Below are 20,974 nucleotides of genomic sequence, written 5' to 3'. Positions count from 1 at the left end.
TGCGCGTATCTCAGGATGCAAGTTCACGTGCCCGTTCGGTTGCCGCCCGTACTGCCGCATGCAGGGCGGCAGGCCACGCATCGGGGGCCATCAGGACCGACAATGCCTGTTGCGTGGTGCCGCCCGGGCTTGTGACGTTGCGGCGCAGTTCGTCCGCGTCGATCCCGCTGCGCTGCATCAGCACGCCCGCGCCCGAAACCGTCTGGCGTGCGATCTGGCGTGCAAGGGCGGGGGGCAATCCCCCCTCTATGCCCGCCTGTTCAAGAAGTTCCGCCAGCAAGAAGACATAGGCCGGGCCGCTGCCGGAAATGGCGGTCACGACATTGATGTCATCTTCGTGCGTAACCCATGCGGTCTGTCCCACGGCGGACAGGACCCGGTCGCATAGCGCGCGTTGCGCCGCGCTGGCGCATGGTGGCGCATAGGAGACGGTCATGCCTTCGCCCACCGCCGCAGGGGTGTTGGGCATCGACCGGATGACGACGGGGTGCGCGCCGGGGGGCATATGGGCACGCAATGCGTCCGTCAGGCCACCGACCGTTCGCCCCGCGAGGACCGACAGTACCGGTGCATGGGTGGCCAACGGTGCGACGGCGGCGATGGCGGCCGCCACCTTCTGTGGCTTCATGGCCAGTACGATCAGGGCAGGGCGGAAATCCGCCGGCAGGTCCGCCACGTCACGGACCAGGCGGTGTGGCGCGGGCAGCGTGTCACGATGGCGATCGACGACGACGGAGGGGGCAAGCCCCTCCGCCAGCCAACCTTCGAGCATCGCGCCGCCCATTTTCCCGCATCCGATCAGCAGGATGGACGGAAGGGGAGTGGCCTGCGCATCCGCCATCACGCCATACCCGCACAGTCGAGCATTGCGGCTTCGAGTGCTTCTGCGGGGGATTTCCCGCCCCATAGTACGAACTGGAACGCGGGATAGAAGCGCTCGCACTCCGTCAGGGCGATGTCGATCATGTCCTCAAGGCTTTCGACCGATGCGCCGGGCGCGCCACGCAGCAGGACGGCATGGCGAAACAGGGGCATGCCATTGTCCAGGTCCATGCCAAAATGTCCGATCCACAGGCGTTCGTTCGCCAGCGCAACAAGTTCGAACAGGTTGCGCCGCTGCGCATGGGGGACCTTCAGGTCAAAGGTGCAGGTGAAATGCATCGCGCTGACTTCGCGTGACCACGAGAAGAACAGGCCGTAATCGCACCATTTGCCAGGTGCCTCGGCCGCCATTTCCGAATCATTGCGCCGGTCGAAAGCCCATTCATACCCGCCGACGATCTGTTCCATCAGATCAAGCGGGTTGGAGTCCTTGGGCGTGGTCGTGAAATTCAAGGCAGGCATTTTGGGACTCCCCGAAGCCGTCGTGGAGGGAATCCGGCATTCCCCGGATCCCGAGCGTCTGCAACCCGTCCCCCGCCACAATGGGGGCGTGGGAACGTAATCCCAACCCTATTGCCGGTATGGTCGTGGTGGCAAGCCTGTGGCGATGTGGCGGCGGCTGCATGTCCGGGGCGCATGTTGCGGATTCATGCGCCGGGGGCCGCACCAATGGCGGCAACCTGCGGGCGCGACCCGTCGGCGCGTCCACAGGTCATGCACGCGCTGCCCGCGATGGCGTGTCGCGCCGGACGCCGTGCCGCGTCAGCCGCGATAGGATGTGGCGGCGGGCGTCGTCATGCTGGCTTCAAGGTCGGCGATGCGGGTTTCAAGGGCCGCAATCTGCTTTTCGGTCGTTTCCTGTGCGATTCGCGCACGGGTCGCCATTTCGCGCACGACCTCGAATTCATCGCGGCGGACAAGGTTCAGGTTCGCAAGCGCCTCATCAACGCGGGCGCGGACCATGGCGCCGATTTCCTCGCGCACGCCGGACAGGGCGGAAAAGGCACCGCCGGCAACACCGGCAAGGTCATCAAAAATGCGTGGTCTGGCGGACATCGCGCGTAACTCCTTAGGTCATGGACCGGATGGGCATGGCACGCCGGGTCGCGACGTGCGGGGCATAAGTATAGCCCCATACCCGTCGCAGAGCCATCCGTGTGGCCATCCATGCCCGTGCGCCATCCGCGCGGCGGCATGGATGGCATTGTGGCATGACGAAGTTGGCGCTGTCTTTGTGGTGGTTTATGGCATGGTGTTGCGGCGTTTGCGGACATAAGAGAGTGTTTGAAAACAACCCATTGATAAAAAACAAGAAAAGTTTTTGGGTGCTGCCTTTTTTCAGACAAGGTGGCGTCTTTCGAAGCTTTTTGGGAAAAGCTTCACCAAAAACCTTTATAATTTCAGTATGTTATCGCGCCTGACTTTTCAAACAGTCTCTAATGGGATTTTGGCGTCATGATCATCATTACAGGCGGAGCGGGGTGTATCGGGTCGTGCCTGCATCAGGCGTTGCAGGCGCGGGGGGAACAGACCGCCATTGTCGATTCGCTGGGTAATGGCGGGAAATGGCATAACCTGTGCAAGCATGTGCCGGATTTCCTGATCGCACCGGCAGACCTGGATACTTTCCTCGACAGTCGGCCTGACGTGACGGCGGTTTTCCATCTTGGCGCGGTCAACGACACCACCGCCACCGATGGCGACATGGTGTGGCGCACCAATGTGGACCTGTCGCTGCGCCTGCTGGAATGGTGCACGCATGAAGAAGCCCGCTTCATTTATGCATCATCCGCCGCGACATATGGTGCGGCGGACCGGGCGGGAATGTTTTCCGATGATCCGGCGCACCTGCACACGCTGCGCCCCAACAGCCTGTATGGATGGTCCAAGCACGCATTCGACTGCCTGTTGCAACGCCGCCTTGCGCAGGGCGACCTGCAGGGGCTGTCATGGGCGGGGCTGAAGCTGTTCAACGTCTATGGCCCCAATGAATATCACAAGGGGGCCATGGCCTCGCTTGTGCATGCGAAATACGTCGAACTGCGTGCCGGTGGCCCGGCGCGCCTGTTTCGTTCCGACAGGCCGGACGTGGCTGACGGGCATCAGGCGCGTGATTTCATATGGGTGGGGGATGTGGTGTCGGTCATGTTGTGGCTGCTGGATCACCAGCATGTCCACGGGCTGTTCAATTGCGGGACCGGGGTGGCGCGCACCTGTCTCGACCTTGTGGATGCGGTGTGCGATGCGGCGCATGTCGCGCGGCGGGTCGAATTTATCGACATGCCTGCCGCCCTGCGCGGGCAGTACCAATCCTATACCTGCGCCGACATGACGCGCCTGCGCACGGCGGGTTACACACAGGCTTTCACTCCGCTTGCACAGGGTGTGGAACGCTATGTCCGTGCGTATCTTGCCGCTGCCGACCCGTATCTTTAAAGGTTTTGGGTATCGCCTCTTTTTGACATGATGACGCCTTCTGACCTTTGGGTTTGACAAAGCTCCGCCACGACATTGGGGAAATTCGCGATGGTGTGGGATTTTTCATGTCAAACGGATGTGGGGGATTGCCGGATGTGGCAGACCCAATAACATCTTGGGATTATGTGGGACCCTGGGAATGGATTTTCCGCGAACCTTCAGGTAACGCCGCCTTTGCCGCAGGTGGGGATGGCATCGGAAAACGTTTACTTTATTTATTATCAACGGGTTATTTTAATGAAGCAGGCACTGCGGTCCCGTGCCTGTAAAATCCCGATTGTGAAAGTCGCTGCATGCTGCCTGTCCTGATATTCCCGCAATTCGACCCGGTCATGGTGCATTTCGGACCGTTTGGCCTGCGCTGGTATGCGATGGCCTATATCGTGGCACTGGTGGTCGGGTGGCGCGTGGCGCGGCGCCTTGTGGCGCTGGCACCACGTGCGGCGTCCGCGCTGCAGGTCGATGACTTCCTGACCTGGGCGACGCTGGGTGTGGTGCTTGGCGGCAGGCTTGGCTACATCCTGTTTTATCAGCCGGGATACTATCTGTCCCACCCGCTGGCGATCCTGGAGGTCTGGCACGGGGGAATGTCGTTCCATGGCGGGGCCGCAGGGGTCATTATCGCGCTGATCATCTTTACGTGGCGTAATAAACTCAGCTTCCTTGGCTTTTCGGACCGGATCACCACGGTGGTGCCCATCGGGCTTGGGCTGGGGCGGGTCGCCAATTTCATCAATGGCGAATTATGGGGGCGTGAGGCCCCGGCCACCCTGCCGTGGGCGATGATCTTTCCCGATGCCGGGCCGGTGCCGCGCCATCCCTCCGAACTGTACGAGGCTTTTGCCGAAGGGCTGGTGCTCTTTACCGTGATGTGGCTGGTGTCACGCAGCCAGAAGGTGCGTGAACATCCCGGCTTCCTCGCGGGGCTGTTCCTGTTCGGTTATGCCATCGCACGCACGGTGTGCGAACTGTTTCGCGAACCGGACTCCTTTATCGGCTTCCTGCCGTTTGGCGTTACCATGGGGCAGGTACTGTGCGTGCCCATGGTGATCGGCGGGCTGGGGCTGATGCTCAATGCCTGCCTGCGTCCCGCGCGCACGGAGCTGATGCCCCCCGATGCCCCCGGGCTGGAGGAGGACGGGGACACCGCCCGATGAATGTTCCTGCCGCGCCTGTCCGGCTGGACCGTTTCATGGCCCGTGCCAATGCGGCGTATTACAGCGGGCGTGACCCGTTTGCCGATTTCATTACCGCGCCCGAAATCTCGCAGATGTTTGGCGAACTCCTTGGCGCATGGGTGGCGGTCACATGGCAGGCCATGGGCACCCCCACGCCCTTTGTCCTGGCGGAGGCCGGGCCGGGCCGCGGGACGCTGATGGCCGATGCGCTGCGCCTGCTGGCGCGCGTGGCCCCCGCCTGTTACGCTGCGGCGCGGGTGCATATGGTCGAAACCTCCCCCCGCCTGCGTCAGGTTCAGGCCACGTCGCTGGCGCCGCATGTGGGGGTGTGTGCGCCTGTCTGGCATGATGCGGTGACAGGACTGCCACCGGGGGCGATGATCCTGCTGGCCAATGAATTCCTTGATGCGCTGCCCATCCGGCAGTTCGTGCGCACCGCGCGGGGATGGGACGAACGCAGTGTGGTGGGGGAGGTGTTCGTGACCGCCCCCGCCACTGACCTGCCTGCCGATGGCCCCCTTGCGACACGCGATGTGCCCGAAGGCGAGGTGCTTGAAACCTGCGAGGGCGCGCTTGGCATCGCGCGTCAACTCGGGCGGCGGCTGATGGATGGGATGGGGGCCGCGCTGTTCATTGATTACGGGTATGACGGGCCGGGATGGGGCGATACGTTGCAGGCCCTGTGCGATGGGCGTCCGGCATGGCCGCTGGCCCGGCCGGGGATGGCGGACCTGACGGCGCATGTCGATTTTGCGGCATTCGGTATGGCCGCGCGTGCGGGCGGATGCACCACATGGGGCAGTGTGACACAGGGGGCGTTCCTGTCGGCGCTGGGCCTGTTTCCCCGTGCGCAGCAGCTTGCACGCAACCAGCCGCATGAGGTCGCACGCCAGATTGGCGAGGCCGCGCAGCGCCTTGCGGCGCCCGATCGCATGGGCGGCCTGTTTCGTGTCATGGCCCTGACATCGCCCGGCATAACCGGATTGGCGGGATTTGAGGGCTGCATGCCCACCGCGCCAACTTGTGCCGGTGGTGGCGGGAATGCTGGTCCAGCAGAAAGCGGCCAGACGAAAGATTAAGTCCAGGGAAAGATTAAGTAAGGAAAAGGTAAGTTGGGAAAAGGCGGGCCGGAATACGGCGGACAGGCAACGGGCGGATGATGCAAATGGCGGGGAAGGGGCAACTGGAAGACGATCAGCTGGATGGGGCGATCGTGCGGGCCGGGGCGCTGGGTCATGTGCCACATGGGTTTTTCACCCGCCTTGGGGGGGTATCGACCGGGCCATATGCATCGCTGAACTGCTCCATGCGCAGTGGCGATAATCCTGCCGCCCTGCGTGAAAACCGTGCACGGGTCGCACGCGCGGTGGGGGTCGCGCCAGAAAACCTCCTTGGTGTGACGCAGGTCCATGGCCGTGACGTGGTCAGCGTCAGCGCACCATGGGCCGAGGGGCAGGGCGCGTTGGCAGATGCCATGGTATGCGCCCGTCCCGGCCTTGCACTGGGGGTCATTACCGCTGATTGCGCACCGGTTCTGTTTGCTGATGTGCGGGGGCAGGTGGTGGGGGCCGCACATGCCGGATGGCGTGGCGCCGCCGCTGGCGTGCTGGAGGAAACGGTTGCTGCGATGTGCGCGCTGGGAAGCCGGGCAGGCGATATCCGTGCCGTGGTCGGCCCCTGTATCGCGCGTGACAGTTACGAGGTCGGGGCTGACATGCGGGACGCGGTGCTGGCGCTGGACGGTGCGGCGGGTGCGTTTTTCACCCCCGCGCGGCGGGAGGGGCATGACCAGTTCGACCTTGCCGCCTATTGCGTGGCGCGCCTGCATCGTGCGGGCGTGGGGGTGGCGCGGGCGCTGGGGATTGATACCCTGACGGACGAGGGCCGGTTCTTTAGCCATCGCCGCCGCACGCTGGCGGGGGGCGGGAAGATCGGGCACCAGATTTCAGTAATCACCGTGCCCCATGTATGATGCTGCAATGAGGGTAAAGTTTTTCAGGCATGGCGTGATGGCCCTGACGATGTCGGGCCTGTGCCTCCTTGCCGGGTGTCTCGACGTGCCGCATCCGTTCCGTCGCACTGGCCTGTCGCAGCTTTCTGATGCGCCGCCCGCACGACTTGCGGTACCGTTGCCCACGCAGGCGCTGCTGGTCAACATGGCCGCGCAGATATGGCAGAAGGACATGGTTGCCGCGATGCTGGACCAGTCGGTTCCCGCCGTGGGGCAGGCCGCGAAAAATGGCGACTGGTGGTTACGCATGACCGCCACACTTGAGGGGAACATGGTCGTCCCGACCTATGCCGTGATCACCCCGAAAGGGGAGGTCCGGGGGCAGGTCAAGGGGGCGCCCGTGCCCGCCGCGTCGTGGTCTGGCGGGTCAGATGCGGTAATGATGGCATCGGCGGGACAGGCCGCGCCAGAGGTCGCGACCCTGCTGACCGGTATTCAGGCCGCCCAGATGCAAAAAGACCCGAGCAGCCTGAAAAATCGGCCCGCCCATGTGTTTTTCCAGGGGGTGAGGGGCGCGCCGGGTGATGGGAATGCAGCACTGGCCCGGGCATTTTCCGCATCGTTGCGCGATGCCCACGATCAGGTCCAGCATACGCAGGGCGGGGCCGATTTTACCGTCCTGTGTACCGTGGTCGTAACACAGTTGCCCGCGCCCGGTCCGGCACGTCAGCGCCTGACGCTGACATGGCGTGTGACCGACCCCCATGGCAAGGAAGCCGGGGCCGCGACGCAGATCCATGATATCGCCGCGCATGCGCTTGACCGGAAATGGGGCGATGCCGCCGAAGCCGCGGGCGAGGAAGCCGCCGGGGGCGTGCGACAGATCATCTCGCGCTATTCCGGGCGGGATAACGTGCCGCTTTCTGCGAATGCCGCCACCGTTACGGCCCCGCCTGCCGCGAGTCCGCCCATCGTGCATTCAGCCGCCCCACCACATTCCGTGACCCGGCATGTGCCTGCCATGGCGGAGTCGCCCGTGGCCTCTATCCCCGTGGCCTCCACCCCTGCGGCCTCGACCCCCGTGATATCGACCCCAGTGGCGCCAGCTTCGGTGGCGCCAGTTCAGGTGGTGCCAACCCCGGCGGTGACGGCGTCACCGGCCCCGGTTGCCCGTGTTGCCCCTCCTGTTCCTGTGCCCCCCGTCCCTGCCGCTCCTGCCACACCGCCTGTGGTGGCCAGAGCCACCGCCGTTCCTGCTGTTGCTTCTGTCCCGGCTGCTGCGGTTGTGGCCTCTCCTGCCGCACCACCCGTGATGGTCCCCGCGACGGCGGTGCCGACGATATCGCCATCCGTACCGTCACCCGTGCAAGCGTCCGTTCCGCCTGCCCAGGCCGTATCGACACAGGTTCCATCTTCCGTATCGTCCGCCACGCCGTCCACCGCCACACCCGTCACCGTGCCTGCGCGGCACCTGCCGGGGGTGACCCTGCCGCCGCGATAACCGCCCGGCGGCAGGTGTGGCTGTCACGCCACGTTGGGGATGTGTGTTTATGATGCAGGTCCGCGTTGATGTGTTCTGGCCGCACTTCGGGGCGGTGCGGTGGTGACACGGACTGGCGCGATTGCTAGAACCCGGCCCATCCATGCAAACGGAAGTGCCCTGCACGGTCGCTCCGCCTCACGTCGTCCGGGAACGTCGCAAGATGAAAATCGTCGCCTGTAACAGTAATCTGCCCCTTGCTGAAAAAGTTGCGGTCGAACTGGGGATGCCCTTGTGCGACGTAACCGTCCGTCGCTTTGCCGACATGGAAATCTTTGTCGAGATCCATGAAAACGTGCGTGGCGAGGATGTGTTTGTCATCCAGAGCACCTGCTCGCCCACCAATGACAACCTGATGGAACTGCTGATCATGCTCGATGCGCTGCGTCGTGGCTCTGCCCGGCGCATCACGGCGGTCATGCCTTATTTCGGTTATGCGCGGCAGGATCGCAAATCCGGCCCCCGCACCCCCATCAGCGCAAAACTGGTGGCGAATATCCTGGTGGAGGCCGGTGCCAACCGCATCCTGACGATGGACCTGCATGCCATGCAGATCCAGGGATTTTTCGATGTCCCGGTGGATAACCTTTATGCCGCCCCACTATTTACCCGCGATATCAAGGGCCGCATGGGGCTGGAGGCGCCGTTGCCGTACGAGGCCCCGGAACTCAATATTCCCGGCGGACCGCATAACCTGATGATTGTCTCCCCCGATGTGGGGGGCGTGGTGCGTGCGCGGCAACTGGCGCAGCGGCTGAATGTGGACCTTGCCATTATCGACAAGCGGCGCGAACGCGCTGGTGTGTCGGAGGTGATGAATGTGATCGGTGATGTGCGCGGGCGGTACTGCGTGCTGGTTGATGATATCGTCGATAGTGGCGGATCGCTGTGCAATGCGGCGGAGGCCCTGATGCGCCATGGCGCCGCTGCGGTGGAGGCATATGTGACCCATGGCGTCCTGACGGGCGGTGCAGTCAGCCGCATCGGGCAGTCCCCGTTGCAGATGCTGACCCTGACCGACAGCATTGCCAAGACGGAGGACGTGCGCCAGTCGCATAATATCCGCCAGATCAGCACGGCCAACCTGCTGTCCCGCGCCATGCGTGCGGTGTCGGATGAAAGTTCTGTGTCGTCCCTGTTTGACTGATTTAACTGGGGCCACCGGACGGTGGGGGCCTGTGTGACGGGCACGGTCTGACTGGCACGGTCTGATGGGCCGGCGTCATGATGCGGGATTTATTTCATAGTATGTCACGGGGTTGAATTGACCCGGCAATGGGTGAAGGCTATCGCCGGGACAGCCAATCAGGAAGGAACCTGCTGATGACGGACCTGCTCGCCCGGCCATACTGGTATCTGCGACATGGGGAGACGGACTGGAATGCCGAGGGGCGTTCACAGGGCCGGACCGACATCCCGCTCAATCCCACGGGGGAGGCGCAGGCGCGGCAGGCGGGGCTGGTGCTGGCGCGGCATCTGGGGGAACATCCCATCGCGCGCATTGTCTCTTCCCCGCTGGGGCGTGCGCGGCGTACGGCGGAAATCGTGGCGCAAGTCCTTGCGGAACATGGTGCGCCGCTGTTCCAGGTGGACCTTGATGACGGGCTGAAAGAAGTCTGTTTCGGCGACCAGGAAGGCAAGCCGATGGGCAATTGGTACGATAGCTGGATCGCGGGGGAATATACGCCTGTGGATGGCGAAAGCTTTGCCGAACTGCGTGAACGCGCGGTTTGCGCCATCAACCGCGCGACCGAGGCCCCCGGCGTACCGCTTGTGGTCTGTCATGGCGGCATGTTTCGTGCCCTGCGCGCGGCAATGGGGTTGAAGCCCAACGTACGCCTGCCCAATGCAACGCCCATGTGGGCGCAGCCCGCAGGCCCCGCACAGCCATGGGAACTGACCGCCGTTTCCTGACACCGCTCTTCGCGTTTCGCGGGCCATTGCGCGACGCGGCGGCCGTTTCAAGGTGACGTGGTGGCCGTAAGACCCATCCCCGATGACGGAAGGGCAGGATGCGTATCGTGCGCGCCACATTGCCCGGCCCGATGGGGTAAAAATGCCTGTCCACATTGCATCGCGCAGCCTTTTCCGTTAAAGGCCGCGCACGCGCTGGCACCCCTGGAGGCTGGCGCGCCTTGTGATTCAGGAGCAGACAAGTGACCAAATTCACGAAAATCAATGTTTCTTCGCGCGCGAAGGCTGGTAAGGGGGCAGCGCGGGCGACGAGACGTGCCGGGCTTGTTCCCGGTGTTATCTATGGCGGCAAGCAGGAAGCCGTGCTGATCGCGCTCGACCCGCGTATCGTGGCCCGCGAACTGCACAAGCCGGGCTGGCGCTCGCGCATCTATGACATCTCCATCGATGGCAGCAAGACGGAGCATGCGCTCCTGCGTGAAATCCAGTTGCACCCGGTATCCGACGTGCCGCTGCATGTTGACTACCAGCGCCTTGCCGAAGGGCAGAAGGTGCATGTGGAAGTCTCCATCACCTTCACCGGTGAAGAAGTCTCCCCCGGTATCAAGCGTGGTGGTGTGCTGAACATCGTGCGTCATACCGTGGACGTCGTGGCCGACCCCGCCAACATGCCCGAGGGCTTCAGCGCGGATCTGTCAAAGCTCGACATCCATGACAACGTGCGTTGGGAAGACCTCAAGGGTACGGAACATGTGACCCCGGTCCAGCATATCCCGAACTTCGTCATCGCCACCATCGCCGCACCGACGGTCGAGGCTGACGACGCGGGTGGTGACGCCGCGGCCGCGGACGCCGCGGGCTGATCGCGCGAACCTGACACGACTGGACAGACGCCATGCTCCTTTGGACCGGATTGGGAAACCCCGAACCGGGGATGAGCCGGAATCGCCATAATGTCGGGTTCATGGCCGTTGACCGGATCGCCGAACGCCACGGGTTCGCCCCGTGGCGCAAGCGCTTTCGCGGTGAAGTCAGCGAAGGGCAGATTGGCCGCCACAAGGTCATGCTGCTCAAGCCGCTGACCTATATGAATCTTTCGGGTGAAAGTGTTCAGCAGGCGGCGGCGTTTTACAAGCTGTCGGCCGATGCCATCACGGCATTTCACGACGAACTCGACCTTGCCCCCGGCCGTATCCGCGTCAAGCGCGGTGGCGGGGCGGCAGGGCATAACGGGCTGCGGTCCATGGACCGCATGCTTGGCACACAGGATTACTGGCGTGTGCGGATCGGCATCGGCCATCCTGGCACCCGCGAACGGGTGACGGGGCATGTGCTGGGCGATTTTTCGCGCGATGACCGGCTGTGGCTCGATCCCATGCTTGATGCGCTGTCGGATACGGCGGCAATCCTTGCGGACGGGCAGCCGGAACTGTTCATGACCAGAATGGCCAGCCACACGGGGGAATAGGGGATATGGGCTTCAACTGCGGGATCGTGGGGCTGCCGAATGTCGGCAAGTCCACGCTGTTCAATGCCTTGACCGAAACGGCGTCGGCACAGGCGGCGAATTACCCCTTCTGCACGATCGAGCCGAATGTCGGCCGCGTTGCCGTGCCTGACCCGCGGCTGGCGGAACTGGCGCGTATCGGCAAGTCGCAGAAGATCCTGCCGACCAGCCTTGAATTCGTCGATATTGCGGGTCTGGTGCGTGGCGCGTCGCGTGGCGAAGGGCTGGGGAACCAGTTCCTTGCCAACATCCGCGAGGTGGACGCCATTATCCATGTCCTGCGCTGTTTCGAGGATGATGACATCACCCATGTCGAAGGTGGGGTCGATCCGCTGCGCGATGCGGAGATCATTGAAACCGAACTGATGCTGGCCGATCTCGAGTCGTTGGAAAAACGGATCGTGGCGCTACAGAAAAAGGCGCGCGGCAATGATCGTGAGGCCGCAGCCCAGGTCGAATTGATGGAGCCGTTGATCGCGGCCCTGCGTGAGGGGCAGCCCGCGCGCACCGCCATTCCCGCCGGACAGGAAGAGGCGGTGCGCCGCCTGAACCTGATGACGTCCAAGCCGGTGCTGTATGTCTGTAACGTGGACGAAGGCTCTGCCGCGACGGGCAACGCATTTTCCGACAAGGTCCGTGCCCGCGCCGAAGCCGAAGGGGCGGCCGTGGTCATCGTGTCTGCTGCGATCGAGGCCGAAGTCAGCCAGCTGGGCGCGGAAGACCGTGCCGAATTCCTTGATGGGCTGGGGCTGAGTGACAGTGGCCTCGACCGTGTCATCGCCGCAGGGTATCGCCTGCTGGGCCTGAGCACCTACTTCACGGTCGGGCCAAAGGAAACGCGCGCATGGACCATTACGGCCGGGATGCGCGCGCCGCAGGCCGCCGCCGTCATTCACAATGATTTTGAACGCGGGTTCATCGCCTGCGAAACCGTTGCGTATGACGACTATATCCAGTGCAATGGCGAGGCTGGCGCCAAGGAAGCTGGCAAGCTGCGAATCGAGGGACGTGATTATGTGGTGCAAGATGGTGATGTCTTGCTGTTCCGCTTTAACGTCTGATGCATGGTGCGATGTGGTCCGCATGGCCCGCATCGCGCATTGAATGACAGGGAAACCCAAGGGCATGACCATTTCCGCGACATCCACCCCCATGGATCATGCCCCGCTTTCCCCGACGGCCGCGACAGTGGTGGCCGATATGGCGCGCCGTGCCCGCATCGCAGGTCGCGCATTGGGCCACAGCAGCACAGCACAGCGTAACGAGGCCCTGTGCCAGGCGGCGGCCGCGCTGCGGGCTGTCCGGGCCGAGCTGCTGGCGGCCAATGCGCGCGATGTCGCGGCGTTTTCTGGCGCCGCGTCCTTTCGTGACCGCCTGACCCTTGATGCGGCACGGGTCGAGGCGATGGCGAAGGGGCTGGAGGATGTCGCGAAATTGCCCGACCCGTTGGGGCGGGTGCTGTCCGAATGGACGCGCCCCAACGGATTGAAAATACGCCGTGTCGCAACCCCGGTTGGCGTGATCGGCATGATTTATGAAAGCCGCCCGAATGTGGGGGCGGATGCCGCTGCTTTGTGCATCAAGTCGGGCAATGCGGTGATCCTGCGTGGCGGGTCCGACAGCATCCACAGTGCGCGTGTGATCCATGGTGCGATGCAGGCCGGGCTGCGGGCTGCGGGCCTACCGGTGGATGCGGTGCAGATCCCCCCCGATACGGACCGCCGCCATGTGGCCGACATGCTGGCGGCGTCGGGCCTGATCGACCTGCTGATCCCGCGTGGGGGCAAATCATTGGTGGAACGTGTGTGCCGTGAGGCCCGCGTTCCTGTCCTGTCGCATGCCGAAGGATTGTGCCACACCTATGTCCATGCTGCCGCCGACCTTGAAATGGCGCGGCGCATCGTTCTGAATGCCAAGATGCGGCGCACGGGCATCTGTGGCGCGACGGAAACGCTGTTGATCGACAATGCGATCGCCCCGGTGCTTCTGCCCGGACTGGTGGAGGATCTGGCGACGAAGGGATGTGCGTTCCGTGCGGATGCGCGCGCGCGCGCCATCGTGCCCGACCTGCCCCCCGCGACTGCGCAGGATTTTGCCACCGAATGGCTGGATGCGGTCATATCGGTTGCGGTGGTGGACGGGATTGACGACGCGCTGGCCCATATCGTGCGTTATGGAAGTTCCCATACCGAAGCGATCATCACCGAAGATGCGCACGCCGCGACCCGGTTCCTGAATGAAACCGACAGTGCGGTGGTGATGTGGAATGCCTCCACCCAGTTCTGTGACGGGGGGGGAATTCGGGTTTGGTGCGGAAATTGGCATCGCCACCGGGCGTTTTCATGCCCGCGGCCCCGTCGGGTTGGAACAGTTGACCACGTTCCGGTACGAAGTGATCGGCACCGGTCAGGTCCGTCCCTGACGCGTTATGATGGCTGTGTCATGACGGGGGCCTCTGCGACCATTCCCGTGCGTGGGGACCGTCGCCGCGCATCAATCGGGCTGCTGGGTGGGTCGTTCAATCCCATCCATGATGGGCATGTCCAATTGGCCTGCCGGGCGTTGCGCCAGCTTTCCCTGGATCAGGTATGGTTGCTGGTGTCGCCGGGGAATCCATTGAAACCCGTGGCGGGCATGGCCCCGCAGGCGCAGCGGCTGGAGCAGGCCCTCAGGCGTGTCGCCCCGTTCGGGCGGCGGATCATCGCCACCGATATCGAAGGCCGCATGGGAACCCGGTACACCATTGATACGATTACGCAGTTGCGACGCCGTTTCCCATGTGCCCGCTTTGTCTGGCTGATGGGGGCGGATGGCCTGGCGCAGATGGCATGCTGGCGGCGATGGCGGCGGATCATGCAGCTTGTGCCCGTCGCGATTTTACCGCGTCCGGGATATAATCCGGCGGCGTTGCGCGGGCAGGTGGCGCGATATATGGCGTCATCACGTCGCCCCGCGCGTGAGGCGCCGGTACTGACACGATATGGGGGATGCGCATGGGTCTTTCTTCCCGCGCCGCAGAACGCTATATCAGCGACAGAAATACGTGCATCGGGCCATCGCCCGGCCTAGCCATGCCTGACGGGCATGCGTAGGCACCCCGACAGGAGTGAGAGCCATCATCAGGAAGCCTTCAGCCGAAACGGGTGCAAAACGCCGTACGGGCACCAAGACCACGGTCGCGTCTGCAACCCCGCTGGGTGGTGCGATCACCGCGCCGGGAACCCCGCGCAAGAAAGCCGCCGTGGCAGGCCCCGCCGCATCGGAGCAGCGTGAGCCGGTGATCGACCCCATGGTCGAAACCTATCTGGACATCATCACGAACAGCCTTTCCGATGACAAGGGAGAGGATATCGTCGTGCTGGACCTGCGTGGGCGTGCGGCTTTTGCGGATCGCATGGTGATTGCCACCGGCGTGGCCGACCGTCAGATTTCGGCCATGGCATCCCATATCGAGCGCAAGTTGCGTGAAGTCGGGTTGAAGCGGGTCCTGATCGAGGGCGCCAATGGTTCTGACTGGGTGCTGATTGATGCGGGTGACATCATTGTCCACCTGTTCAAGGCCGAAGCGCGCGAGATGTATGGTCTGGAACGGATGTGGGGCAAGGAACTCGACATTCCCCCCGAAGAGCCTGCCGACCCGTTGGGCTAGGCAGTATTGCTGCATATGATCGCCATCGGGCGGATGAAGGATCGGGTCGAAAAGGATCTGTTCAACCGCTATGCCGACCGCCTTTCCCCGCGCCTTAAACTGACGGAACTGCCCGAAGGGCGCGGTGCGGCGGGGGAGGCCAAGCGGCGCGAAGGGCAGGCGCTTCTGGCCGCACTTCCACCGCGTGCACAGGTCGTGGCGATGGATGAGGGGGGCAGGACCTATGACAGCCTGTCTTTTGCGCGGGCGTTGGAACGCTGGATGGGCCTGTCACGTCCCATCTGTTTCCTGATCGGTGGTGCAGAAGGGCTTGATGGCTGCGTCATCGAACGCGCGGACGAGACCTTGTCACTGGGACAGATGACGTGGCCGCATATGCTGGTGCGGGGCCTGCTGGCGGAACAGCTTTATCGGGCACGGGCGATCGCGACGGGCCATCCCTATCATCGGGCGGGTCGACCGGGCTGATTATTCTCTCTTGATGGGGATAAAAGTTCTGGGATGCCGACTTTTTAAAAAAAGTGGCGTCTTTTGAAGCGTTCTCAGAAAAAAGCTTCACCAAAAACTTCTGGATGATATCGGGCGCCCTTCAGGCGGTCATGCCCGTACGGGCAATGCCCTGTCGCCGTGGTCTCGTATCAGGAGGTTCGCGCGGTCCCGGTTATTCCCAGGAACGGTTGGGCGCGTCGTCTTCAAAGGCGAGGGAGGAGGAATCCGCTGAAACGGGTTCTGGGGCTTCCGCGATTTCCGTCACCGCATGATGGCCCTTGCGGCTGGTGGCGACAGGCTGGCGGGCAACCTGCTGATAGGCGGTCATCATGTCGGCCTGCTGGCTGCTGTTTTCACGTCCGCTCCCTTCGGGGCGGCCATAAATGAAGCCATAGGTGGGATAGATGCTGCCAAACGCACCGTTACGGCTGTTCAGGGCAACGCGCACGGCGGACCAGTCATTGTTCGGCGAAACGTCGATGACGGACACATTCCGGCTGACACCGCGCTGGCCCCAGTGTGACTGATCAATGATGACCGTCCGGCTGTCGACCAGTTGCCGGACAACGGCGACATGGCCAAGGGGCATCCGGCGCGTGGCGCGGAAGTTCAGGACGCTTCCTTCCTCTGGCGTGTTGCCACGGGCATAACGACCTGCGGCATTGTGCCACCAGTCGGCCGCATTGCCCCGGATCATCACATTTGACGCGCTCTTGGCGAAGGCGACGCACTGGATGACATGACCGGTTTCATGACGGTGCGTGCGATAGGAAGCGTGATGCACGCCACTGCGATGTGTGGTGGGGGCATGCGTCGCGCGGGACGCTGCATGATGAATGGTGCGGGCCTGTGTGGTGCCCGATATCAGCAACCCGAAAGAGGCTGTAAAGACGGATAGGTAAAAGCCACGCTTCAGACTGCCGATCCGCATTCTCTTAAAGTCTCCGCCTCTGGGTTATGCCGTAAGGGGTCGTTGCATCCCGCCCATGTGAAGTAGCAAGCCGTTTGCAATCCTGACAAGCCTGCGTGGCGCATCTCGATCGCGAGTATGTAAGTTTTCGCAGAATAACCTGTCAAAAACGAAAAAATAGGAATTAATTCCTTAACTGGACTAAAAACATCTGCTTTCTCCAGCGCTTTTCACGGCTTTATGTCTTGATTCGCACTGCGCGAAGATCAGCATGTAGATACGAAGAGTGGCATAAATGTGACACTTGATTCGCGCCCCGCCACCCTTCGCCATGGTCTGCCGAAACGGATTATTTCGTGCAGATGATCATGATTTCGACACGTACGTCGGGGTGGGCCATCTTGGCTTCGACGCATGCGCGTGCCGGGGCGCCACCCTTGGGCAGCCATGCGCTCCAGACCTTGTTCAGGGCATCACGTTCGGTGATGTCCTTGACCCAGATCTGGGCCTGCAGCAGGCGTGTATTGTCGGTGCCGTGCGCTTCCAGTGCCGCGTCGATCTGTTCCAGGACGTCCTTGGTCTGTGCGGTGATGTCGGCGGACAGGTCACGCGCGACGAAGCCCTGCGTGAACAGGAAGCCGTGATATTCGACAACCTTTGACAGGATCTCGTTCGAATCACTGCGGATAATCTTGCTCATGTTTTTATTCCCTGTGTGAAAGATTTAAGGAACGTTGCCGCAACGGCTGCCCGTTCGCCCGTTCTGTGTGCCACGCCCGTTCCGCAGGTCAAGTCAGACCCGCAGGTCAGGAGACGAGCGACAGCATGGAAAACTGCGCCAGCCGTTCGGGCGTGTCGAAATCCGCGTGGATTTCCGGCCCCGCCGGCAATCGCCGCAGGTCATCGCCCATCTGGCGCAGCAGGTCGCGCGCGCCGCGATCGCCCTGCATCCGCAGCAGCGCGGGGAACATCCGCCGGTCCCACAGGACGGGATGGCCGCGCCTGCCGCCCTGCATCACGACCACCGCGGCGGGATGGCTGTCGTGATGGGTCTGGATCATGCGGTCAAGCAGTCCCGTCGGCACCAGTGGCATGTCACCAAGGCAGATGAGCGCCCCGCCCGCCCCCTCTGCCTGCGCGGCTGCGACGCCTGCGCGCAGGCTGGCGGACAGGCCGGACGCATGCCCGGCTGCGTGGATCAGGTGGGGCGGTGGGTGGCGGGGATCCATATAGGGCATGATCGCGTCACGTATATCGTGCGCGCGATGGCCCAGTACGACGATGATGCGCCGCGCGGTGCTGGCCTGTATGCGTCGGATGGTCGTGGCGAGCATGGGGCGGCCATCCGCATCGCGGGCCAGCAGCTTGTGCTGTGGAAATGTCCTGCGTGACTGTCCCGCGGCCAGGACGATGGCATCTATATCGCCCGGTATGGCCGCAATGTCCGCGATTCCAGGGGGCATGCCTGATCGGGTCATGCCCAGCCGGGATGATGCCCCAGCGGCGCGTTACGGCGGACCGCGACGATTTCCGCAAGGATGGACAGCGCGATTTCCGCAGCCCCGATCGCCCCGATCGCCAGCCCGACGGGGCCGTGGATGCGCCGGGCCTGATCGTCGGTAAAGCCATCTTCGCGCAATCGTTCCAGCCGCGATGCCTGTGTCTTGCGTGACCCAAGCGCCCCTATATAGAAAGCTGGCCCCTGCAGGGCATGGCGCAGCGTCGGGTCGTCAAGCTTGGCGTCATGGGTCAGGGTGACGATTGCGGTCTGGTTGTCGATGCACAGGTGGTCAAGGGCTTCGTCAGGCCATTGCGTATCCAGCGTGATGCCGGGGAAACGTTCCGCCGTGGCCAGTTGCGTGCGCGGGTCAATGACCGTCACGGCAAAGCCCGCCGCCTGCGCCATGGGGGCCAGGACCTGCGCGATATGGACGGCGCCCACGATCATCAGGCGCGGCTGCATCGGGATCAGGTGCAAAAACCATGCCTCGTCATGTGCATCCGTATGGCGCAGGCTGCGTCCGGCATGAAAGGCCTGGCGTGCGGTTTCACGCAGGGAGGCGACGTGACGCGCATCCTCTGGCAACGCATCGGGTGCCTGCACGCCATCGGCCGTGCGGGTCAGGATGATGTGCCTGCCATCTGACAGACGTGTCGCAAGGATGACGGGGCGACGCGCGCATCGCAGGGCAACAAGCCGCTCCAGCAGGTCAAGCCCCAGCGTGCCTGCGGGATGTTCGGGGGTGCGTATCGATTCGACATACACGTCGAGCAGTCCGCCGCAGGCCAGCCCCACGGACCATGCCTCCTCGCTGCTGACGCCATAGGACAGGCTGCGCGGTTGCCCCTTACGCATGACCTCGCCCGCTTCCTCGATCACGGCGCCTTCGACGCAGCCGCCGCTGACCGATCCTTCGATCCGGCCCGTGGCGCTGATGCTCATCATGCTGCCGGCGGGGCGGGGGGAACTGCCCCATGTTGAGGTGACGCAGGCAAGGGCGGTGGCCTGTCCGGCGCGGGCCCACGCGATGGCGAGGTCCAGCGGATCGTGGGAGGTGAGGGTCTGTGTCATGGCAGGGCTACTCTATCAGCACGGATACGGGTGCGTCACCTGCTGGAAATCGCGTGCGTTCGTCTCCATGTTCGTGCTTGTGCACGCACTGGCGTGATGTGGTCATGGCCTCTGCGTTTCGTTTTATATCAAGGAGCTGATATTTCATGAGTTACATTGATCCCGTCTGGTATGTTGTGGCCGACAGCCTGCATGCGCGTATCCTCAAGCATGGTGAACATGGTCTTGCGACGATTGCCCATCTCAAAAGCGATGATGCGAAAGGCCCCACGGCGCCGCATGATGGTGCTTATGGCAAGGTAGTCGCGGCATATCTGAATGACGCCGTGCGCAAGAAGGAGGCACCGGGCCTTGCGATCGCCGCGCCGGGCGAAGTGATGCACCAGATCATTGCCCATCTGGATGTCGAGGCACGCCCCGCCGTGGTGGCAAAGCTGGAAAAGGATCTGACCAACATCCCAGACCATAATCTGGTTTCACACTTCGATATTCCTGCGACGGGATGGCCGCTGCCTAAAATCCGTTGATAAACGGTGGTCCCGTCTGTGTGTTTATGGCTCAATGACGGGACCATCCGGTCAACAGGACCCACAGGAGTAGTCCCGAGATGTCGCAACCCCCGTCACTTGCGCTGGAGGTCGTCGCGGTTACGGCCTTTGCCCAGAACTGTTCCATCCTGTGGGACAGGCGGTCACGTCACGCGGTTGTCGTGGACCCGGGGGGCGATGTGCCCCGCCTGTTGCAGGTGATCGCGGACAAGAACCTGACGGTTGATGCCATCATCCTGACACATGGCCATCTTGACCATGCCGGTGGGGCCGATGCCCTGCGCGATGCCCTGACCACACGGCAGGATGGGGTCACGGTGCCCCTGATCGGGCCGGATGCACGCGATCAGTTCCTGTTGGAAAGCATTACACAGCAGGCCGCCCGCTTTGGCGTGGATGGCATGCATGATGCCCATGTCGATCGTTTCGTCACCGATGGCGAACGGCTTGACCTGCTTGGACATGAATTCCAGGTGCTGCATGTGCCCGGACATACGCCGGGGCATGTCGTCTATTTCAACCCGCAGACCCGCTTTGCCTTTGTCGGGGATACCCTTTTTCAGGGATCGGTCGGACGCACCGACTTTGCCTATGGCGATGCGGATGTGCTGAAGGAAGCCATCGTGCGGCAATTGCTTCCATTAGGCGATGATGTCACGATCCTGCCCGGTCATGGACCGACCACCACGATCGGGGCGGAACGGCAGGGCAACCTCTTTCTGCGCTGATCGTGCGGGACCGATTGCTGGAGAGAGAGATTGATGAAGTCATCCGTGATGACACCTGCCCGGATTGCCGGTGCGTGTCTGTGTGGGCTGTTGCTGTGCGGTCCCGTCGCCACGCATGCGCAGGAAACGGGCGAGCCCACCCATGCACAGCCCGAACTGCCCAAGGTTGCCCTGACCATTACGGGCCATGACAATGCGCGGCATGTCTTTTCCGTGGAAAAAGCCACGACCCCCCGTGAACAGCAGGTAGGGGAAATGTATCGCAAGTCCGTTCCCGCCGACGGGGGGATGATTTTCGTCTGGTCTTTCCCGCGCCAGAGCGACATGTGGATGCAACATACGCTCGTGCCACTCGATATCGTCTTTATCGGCACGGATAACCGCGTTTCCTCCATCGTTGAAAATGCCGTCCCGCTCAGCCTTGCGCATATCAGCAGTCATGGCGCGGTGCGCGCGACGTTGGAACTGCAGGGCGGATTGACCGAAAAGTTGGGAATCGTCGTGGGTGACAAGGTCGAATCTGCCGCCCTGCCGGAGGCTGCGAAACCGTCACCCTGATTCGCTAACTTCATGAAAATCAAAAGAAATGGCGGTTTTCCGCTGTTTCTTCCTGATTGCGCCATGTGGC

25 protein-coding genes and 1 pseudogene (1 of these 26 only partly in view) are annotated in these 20,974 nt (G+C 63.0%); 19 read left to right on the top strand and 7 right to left on the bottom strand.

What is annotated here, in order from left to right; genetic code table 11:
- Positions 1-10 precede the first annotated feature (10 nt).
- From proC to FYB92_RS14975, 3 genes are all read right to left on the bottom strand, one after another.
- Entirely contained in the window at positions 11-841 is an 831-nt protein-coding gene (proC, locus tag FYB92_RS14985; protein ID WP_332828908.1) for a pyrroline-5-carboxylate reductase, read from the bottom strand.
- A complete protein-coding gene (locus FYB92_RS14980) occupies positions 841-1,344 on the bottom strand; it encodes a YbjN domain-containing protein (RefSeq protein WP_110095508.1) in 504 nt (167 codons plus the stop codon). The genes proC and FYB92_RS14980 overlap by 1 nt, the downstream gene beginning before the upstream one ends.
- 300 nt (positions 1,345-1,644) lie before the next feature.
- On the bottom strand, positions 1,645-1,938 hold the full coding sequence (locus FYB92_RS14975; RefSeq protein ID WP_003617484.1) for an accessory factor UbiK family protein: 294 nt from the start codon (positions 1,936-1,938) through the stop codon (positions 1,645-1,647).
- Between FYB92_RS14975 and FYB92_RS14970 the strand changes: the two genes are divergently transcribed.
- The 15 genes and pseudogenes from FYB92_RS14970 to FYB92_RS14900 all read left to right on the top strand — a co-directional run bounded on the left by FYB92_RS14970 (position 1,919) and on the right by FYB92_RS14900 (position 15,567).
- Entirely contained in the window at positions 1,919-2,158 is a 240-nt protein-coding gene (locus tag FYB92_RS14970; protein ID WP_332828907.1) for a hypothetical protein, read from the top strand. The genes FYB92_RS14975 and FYB92_RS14970 overlap by 20 nt on opposite strands.
- 179 nt (positions 2,159-2,337) lie before the next feature.
- Complete coding sequence (gene rfaD, locus FYB92_RS14965; RefSeq protein WP_332828906.1) at positions 2,338-3,318, top strand: ADP-glyceromanno-heptose 6-epimerase; 981 nt, start codon at positions 2,338-2,340, stop codon at positions 3,316-3,318.
- 335 nt (positions 3,319-3,653) lie between these two features.
- Positions 3,654-4,517, top strand: coding sequence for a prolipoprotein diacylglyceryl transferase (lgt, locus tag FYB92_RS14960; RefSeq protein ID WP_003617490.1), 864 nt, complete (start codon positions 3,654-3,656; stop codon positions 4,515-4,517).
- On the top strand, positions 4,514-5,617 hold the full coding sequence (locus FYB92_RS14955; protein ID WP_075594865.1) for a class I SAM-dependent methyltransferase: 1,104 nt from the start codon (positions 4,514-4,516) through the stop codon (positions 5,615-5,617). The genes lgt and FYB92_RS14955 overlap by 4 nt, the downstream gene beginning before the upstream one ends.
- A gap of 77 nt (positions 5,618-5,694) precedes the next feature.
- The gene (pgeF, locus tag FYB92_RS14950) at positions 5,695-6,510 is read left to right on the top strand and encodes a peptidoglycan editing factor PgeF (protein ID WP_332828905.1); all 816 of its coding nucleotides are present in this window, start codon (positions 5,695-5,697) and stop codon (positions 6,508-6,510) included.
- A gap of 37 nt (positions 6,511-6,547) precedes the next feature.
- Positions 6,548-7,990 (top strand): hypothetical protein, encoded by a 1,443-nt coding sequence (locus FYB92_RS14945; protein ID WP_332828904.1) that lies wholly within the window; start codon positions 6,548-6,550, stop codon positions 7,988-7,990.
- A gap of 202 nt (positions 7,991-8,192) precedes the next feature.
- Positions 8,193-9,176, top strand: coding sequence for a ribose-phosphate pyrophosphokinase (locus FYB92_RS14940; RefSeq protein ID WP_003617498.1), 984 nt, complete (start codon positions 8,193-8,195; stop codon positions 9,174-9,176).
- A 176-nt stretch (positions 9,177-9,352) separates the two neighbouring features.
- The gene (locus FYB92_RS14935; protein ID WP_003617501.1) at positions 9,353-9,943 is read left to right on the top strand and encodes a histidine phosphatase family protein; all 591 of its coding nucleotides are present in this window, start codon (positions 9,353-9,355) and stop codon (positions 9,941-9,943) included.
- A 242-nt stretch (positions 9,944-10,185) separates the two neighbouring features.
- Positions 10,186-10,806 carry a 50S ribosomal protein L25/general stress protein Ctc gene (locus FYB92_RS14930; protein WP_062808541.1) on the top strand — a complete coding sequence of 207 codons (621 nt, stop codon included), beginning with the start codon at positions 10,186-10,188 and terminating at the stop codon, positions 10,804-10,806.
- A gap of 32 nt (positions 10,807-10,838) precedes the next feature.
- The gene (gene pth / locus FYB92_RS14925; protein WP_040510392.1) at positions 10,839-11,411 is read left to right on the top strand and encodes an aminoacyl-tRNA hydrolase; all 573 of its coding nucleotides are present in this window, start codon (positions 10,839-10,841) and stop codon (positions 11,409-11,411) included.
- Positions 11,412-11,416: 5 nt separating this feature from the next.
- Entirely contained in the window at positions 11,417-12,511 is a 1,095-nt protein-coding gene (gene ychF / locus FYB92_RS14920) for a redox-regulated ATPase YchF (RefSeq protein WP_003617507.1), read from the top strand.
- A 91-nt stretch (positions 12,512-12,602) separates the two neighbouring features.
- Positions 12,603-13,872, top strand: a pseudogene (locus FYB92_RS14915) (glutamate-5-semialdehyde dehydrogenase).
- Between the two features lie 20 nt (positions 13,873-13,892).
- Complete coding sequence (locus tag FYB92_RS14910; protein WP_332828903.1) at positions 13,893-14,519, top strand: nicotinate-nucleotide adenylyltransferase; 627 nt, start codon at positions 13,893-13,895, stop codon at positions 14,517-14,519.
- Positions 14,520-14,643: 124 nt separating this feature from the next.
- On the top strand, positions 14,644-15,099 hold the full coding sequence (rsfS, locus tag FYB92_RS14905; protein ID WP_040511377.1) for a ribosome silencing factor: 456 nt from the start codon (positions 14,644-14,646) through the stop codon (positions 15,097-15,099).
- 15 nt (positions 15,100-15,114) lie between these two features.
- Positions 15,115-15,567 carry a 23S rRNA (pseudouridine(1915)-N(3))-methyltransferase RlmH gene (locus FYB92_RS14900; RefSeq protein ID WP_003617515.1) on the top strand — a complete coding sequence of 151 codons (453 nt, stop codon included), beginning with the start codon at positions 15,115-15,117 and terminating at the stop codon, positions 15,565-15,567.
- Between the two features lie 193 nt (positions 15,568-15,760).
- Here FYB92_RS14900 and FYB92_RS14895 read toward each other — a convergent pair whose 3' ends face one another.
- The 4 genes from FYB92_RS14895 to FYB92_RS14880 all read right to left on the bottom strand — a co-directional run bounded on the left by FYB92_RS14895 (position 15,761) and on the right by FYB92_RS14880 (position 19,070).
- The gene (locus FYB92_RS14895) at positions 15,761-16,519 is read right to left on the bottom strand and encodes a CHAP domain-containing protein (protein WP_332828902.1); all 759 of its coding nucleotides are present in this window, start codon (positions 16,517-16,519) and stop codon (positions 15,761-15,763) included.
- Between the two features lie 328 nt (positions 16,520-16,847).
- Positions 16,848-17,198, bottom strand: a complete 351-nt coding sequence (locus FYB92_RS14890) for a RidA family protein (protein WP_003617519.1) — start codon at positions 17,196-17,198, stop codon at positions 16,848-16,850.
- A 106-nt stretch (positions 17,199-17,304) separates the two neighbouring features.
- Complete coding sequence (locus FYB92_RS14885; RefSeq protein WP_332828901.1) at positions 17,305-17,961, bottom strand: nucleotidyltransferase family protein; 657 nt, start codon at positions 17,959-17,961, stop codon at positions 17,305-17,307.
- An 11-nt stretch (positions 17,962-17,972) separates the two neighbouring features.
- Positions 17,973-19,070: an XdhC family protein gene (locus tag FYB92_RS14880; RefSeq protein WP_003617522.1), complete on the bottom strand. Its 1,098-nt coding sequence runs from the start codon at positions 19,068-19,070 to the stop codon at positions 17,973-17,975.
- Between the two features lie 146 nt (positions 19,071-19,216).
- Here FYB92_RS14880 and FYB92_RS14875 point away from each other — a divergent pair, with 146 nt between their 5' ends.
- The 4 genes from FYB92_RS14875 to FYB92_RS14860 form a co-directional block, all read left to right on the top strand.
- The gene (locus FYB92_RS14875) at positions 19,217-19,597 is read left to right on the top strand and encodes a host attachment protein (protein ID WP_003617524.1); all 381 of its coding nucleotides are present in this window, start codon (positions 19,217-19,219) and stop codon (positions 19,595-19,597) included.
- A gap of 80 nt (positions 19,598-19,677) precedes the next feature.
- Positions 19,678-20,346 carry an MBL fold metallo-hydrolase gene (locus FYB92_RS14870; RefSeq protein ID WP_003617525.1) on the top strand — a complete coding sequence of 223 codons (669 nt, stop codon included), beginning with the start codon at positions 19,678-19,680 and terminating at the stop codon, positions 20,344-20,346.
- A 48-nt stretch (positions 20,347-20,394) separates the two neighbouring features.
- Positions 20,395-20,904: a DUF192 domain-containing protein gene (locus FYB92_RS14865; protein WP_062808546.1), complete on the top strand. Its 510-nt coding sequence runs from the start codon at positions 20,395-20,397 to the stop codon at positions 20,902-20,904.
- A 12-nt stretch (positions 20,905-20,916) separates the two neighbouring features.
- Positions 20,917-20,974, top strand: the 5' end (the start) of a protein-coding gene (locus FYB92_RS14860) for a hypothetical protein (protein ID WP_332828900.1). The gene runs 98 nt beyond the window's last position; the window shows 58 of its 156 coding nt (coding positions 1-58); it begins with the start codon at positions 20,917-20,919; its stop codon lies off the right edge, out of view.

The organism is Novacetimonas sp. GS1 (genome assembly GCF_036686925.1).
Taxonomy (GTDB): domain Bacteria; phylum Pseudomonadota; class Alphaproteobacteria; order Acetobacterales; family Acetobacteraceae; genus Novacetimonas; species Novacetimonas hansenii.
The sequence above is the reverse complement of the archived record's forward strand: the minus strand, read 5'-3'. Positions and strand labels throughout refer to the sequence as shown.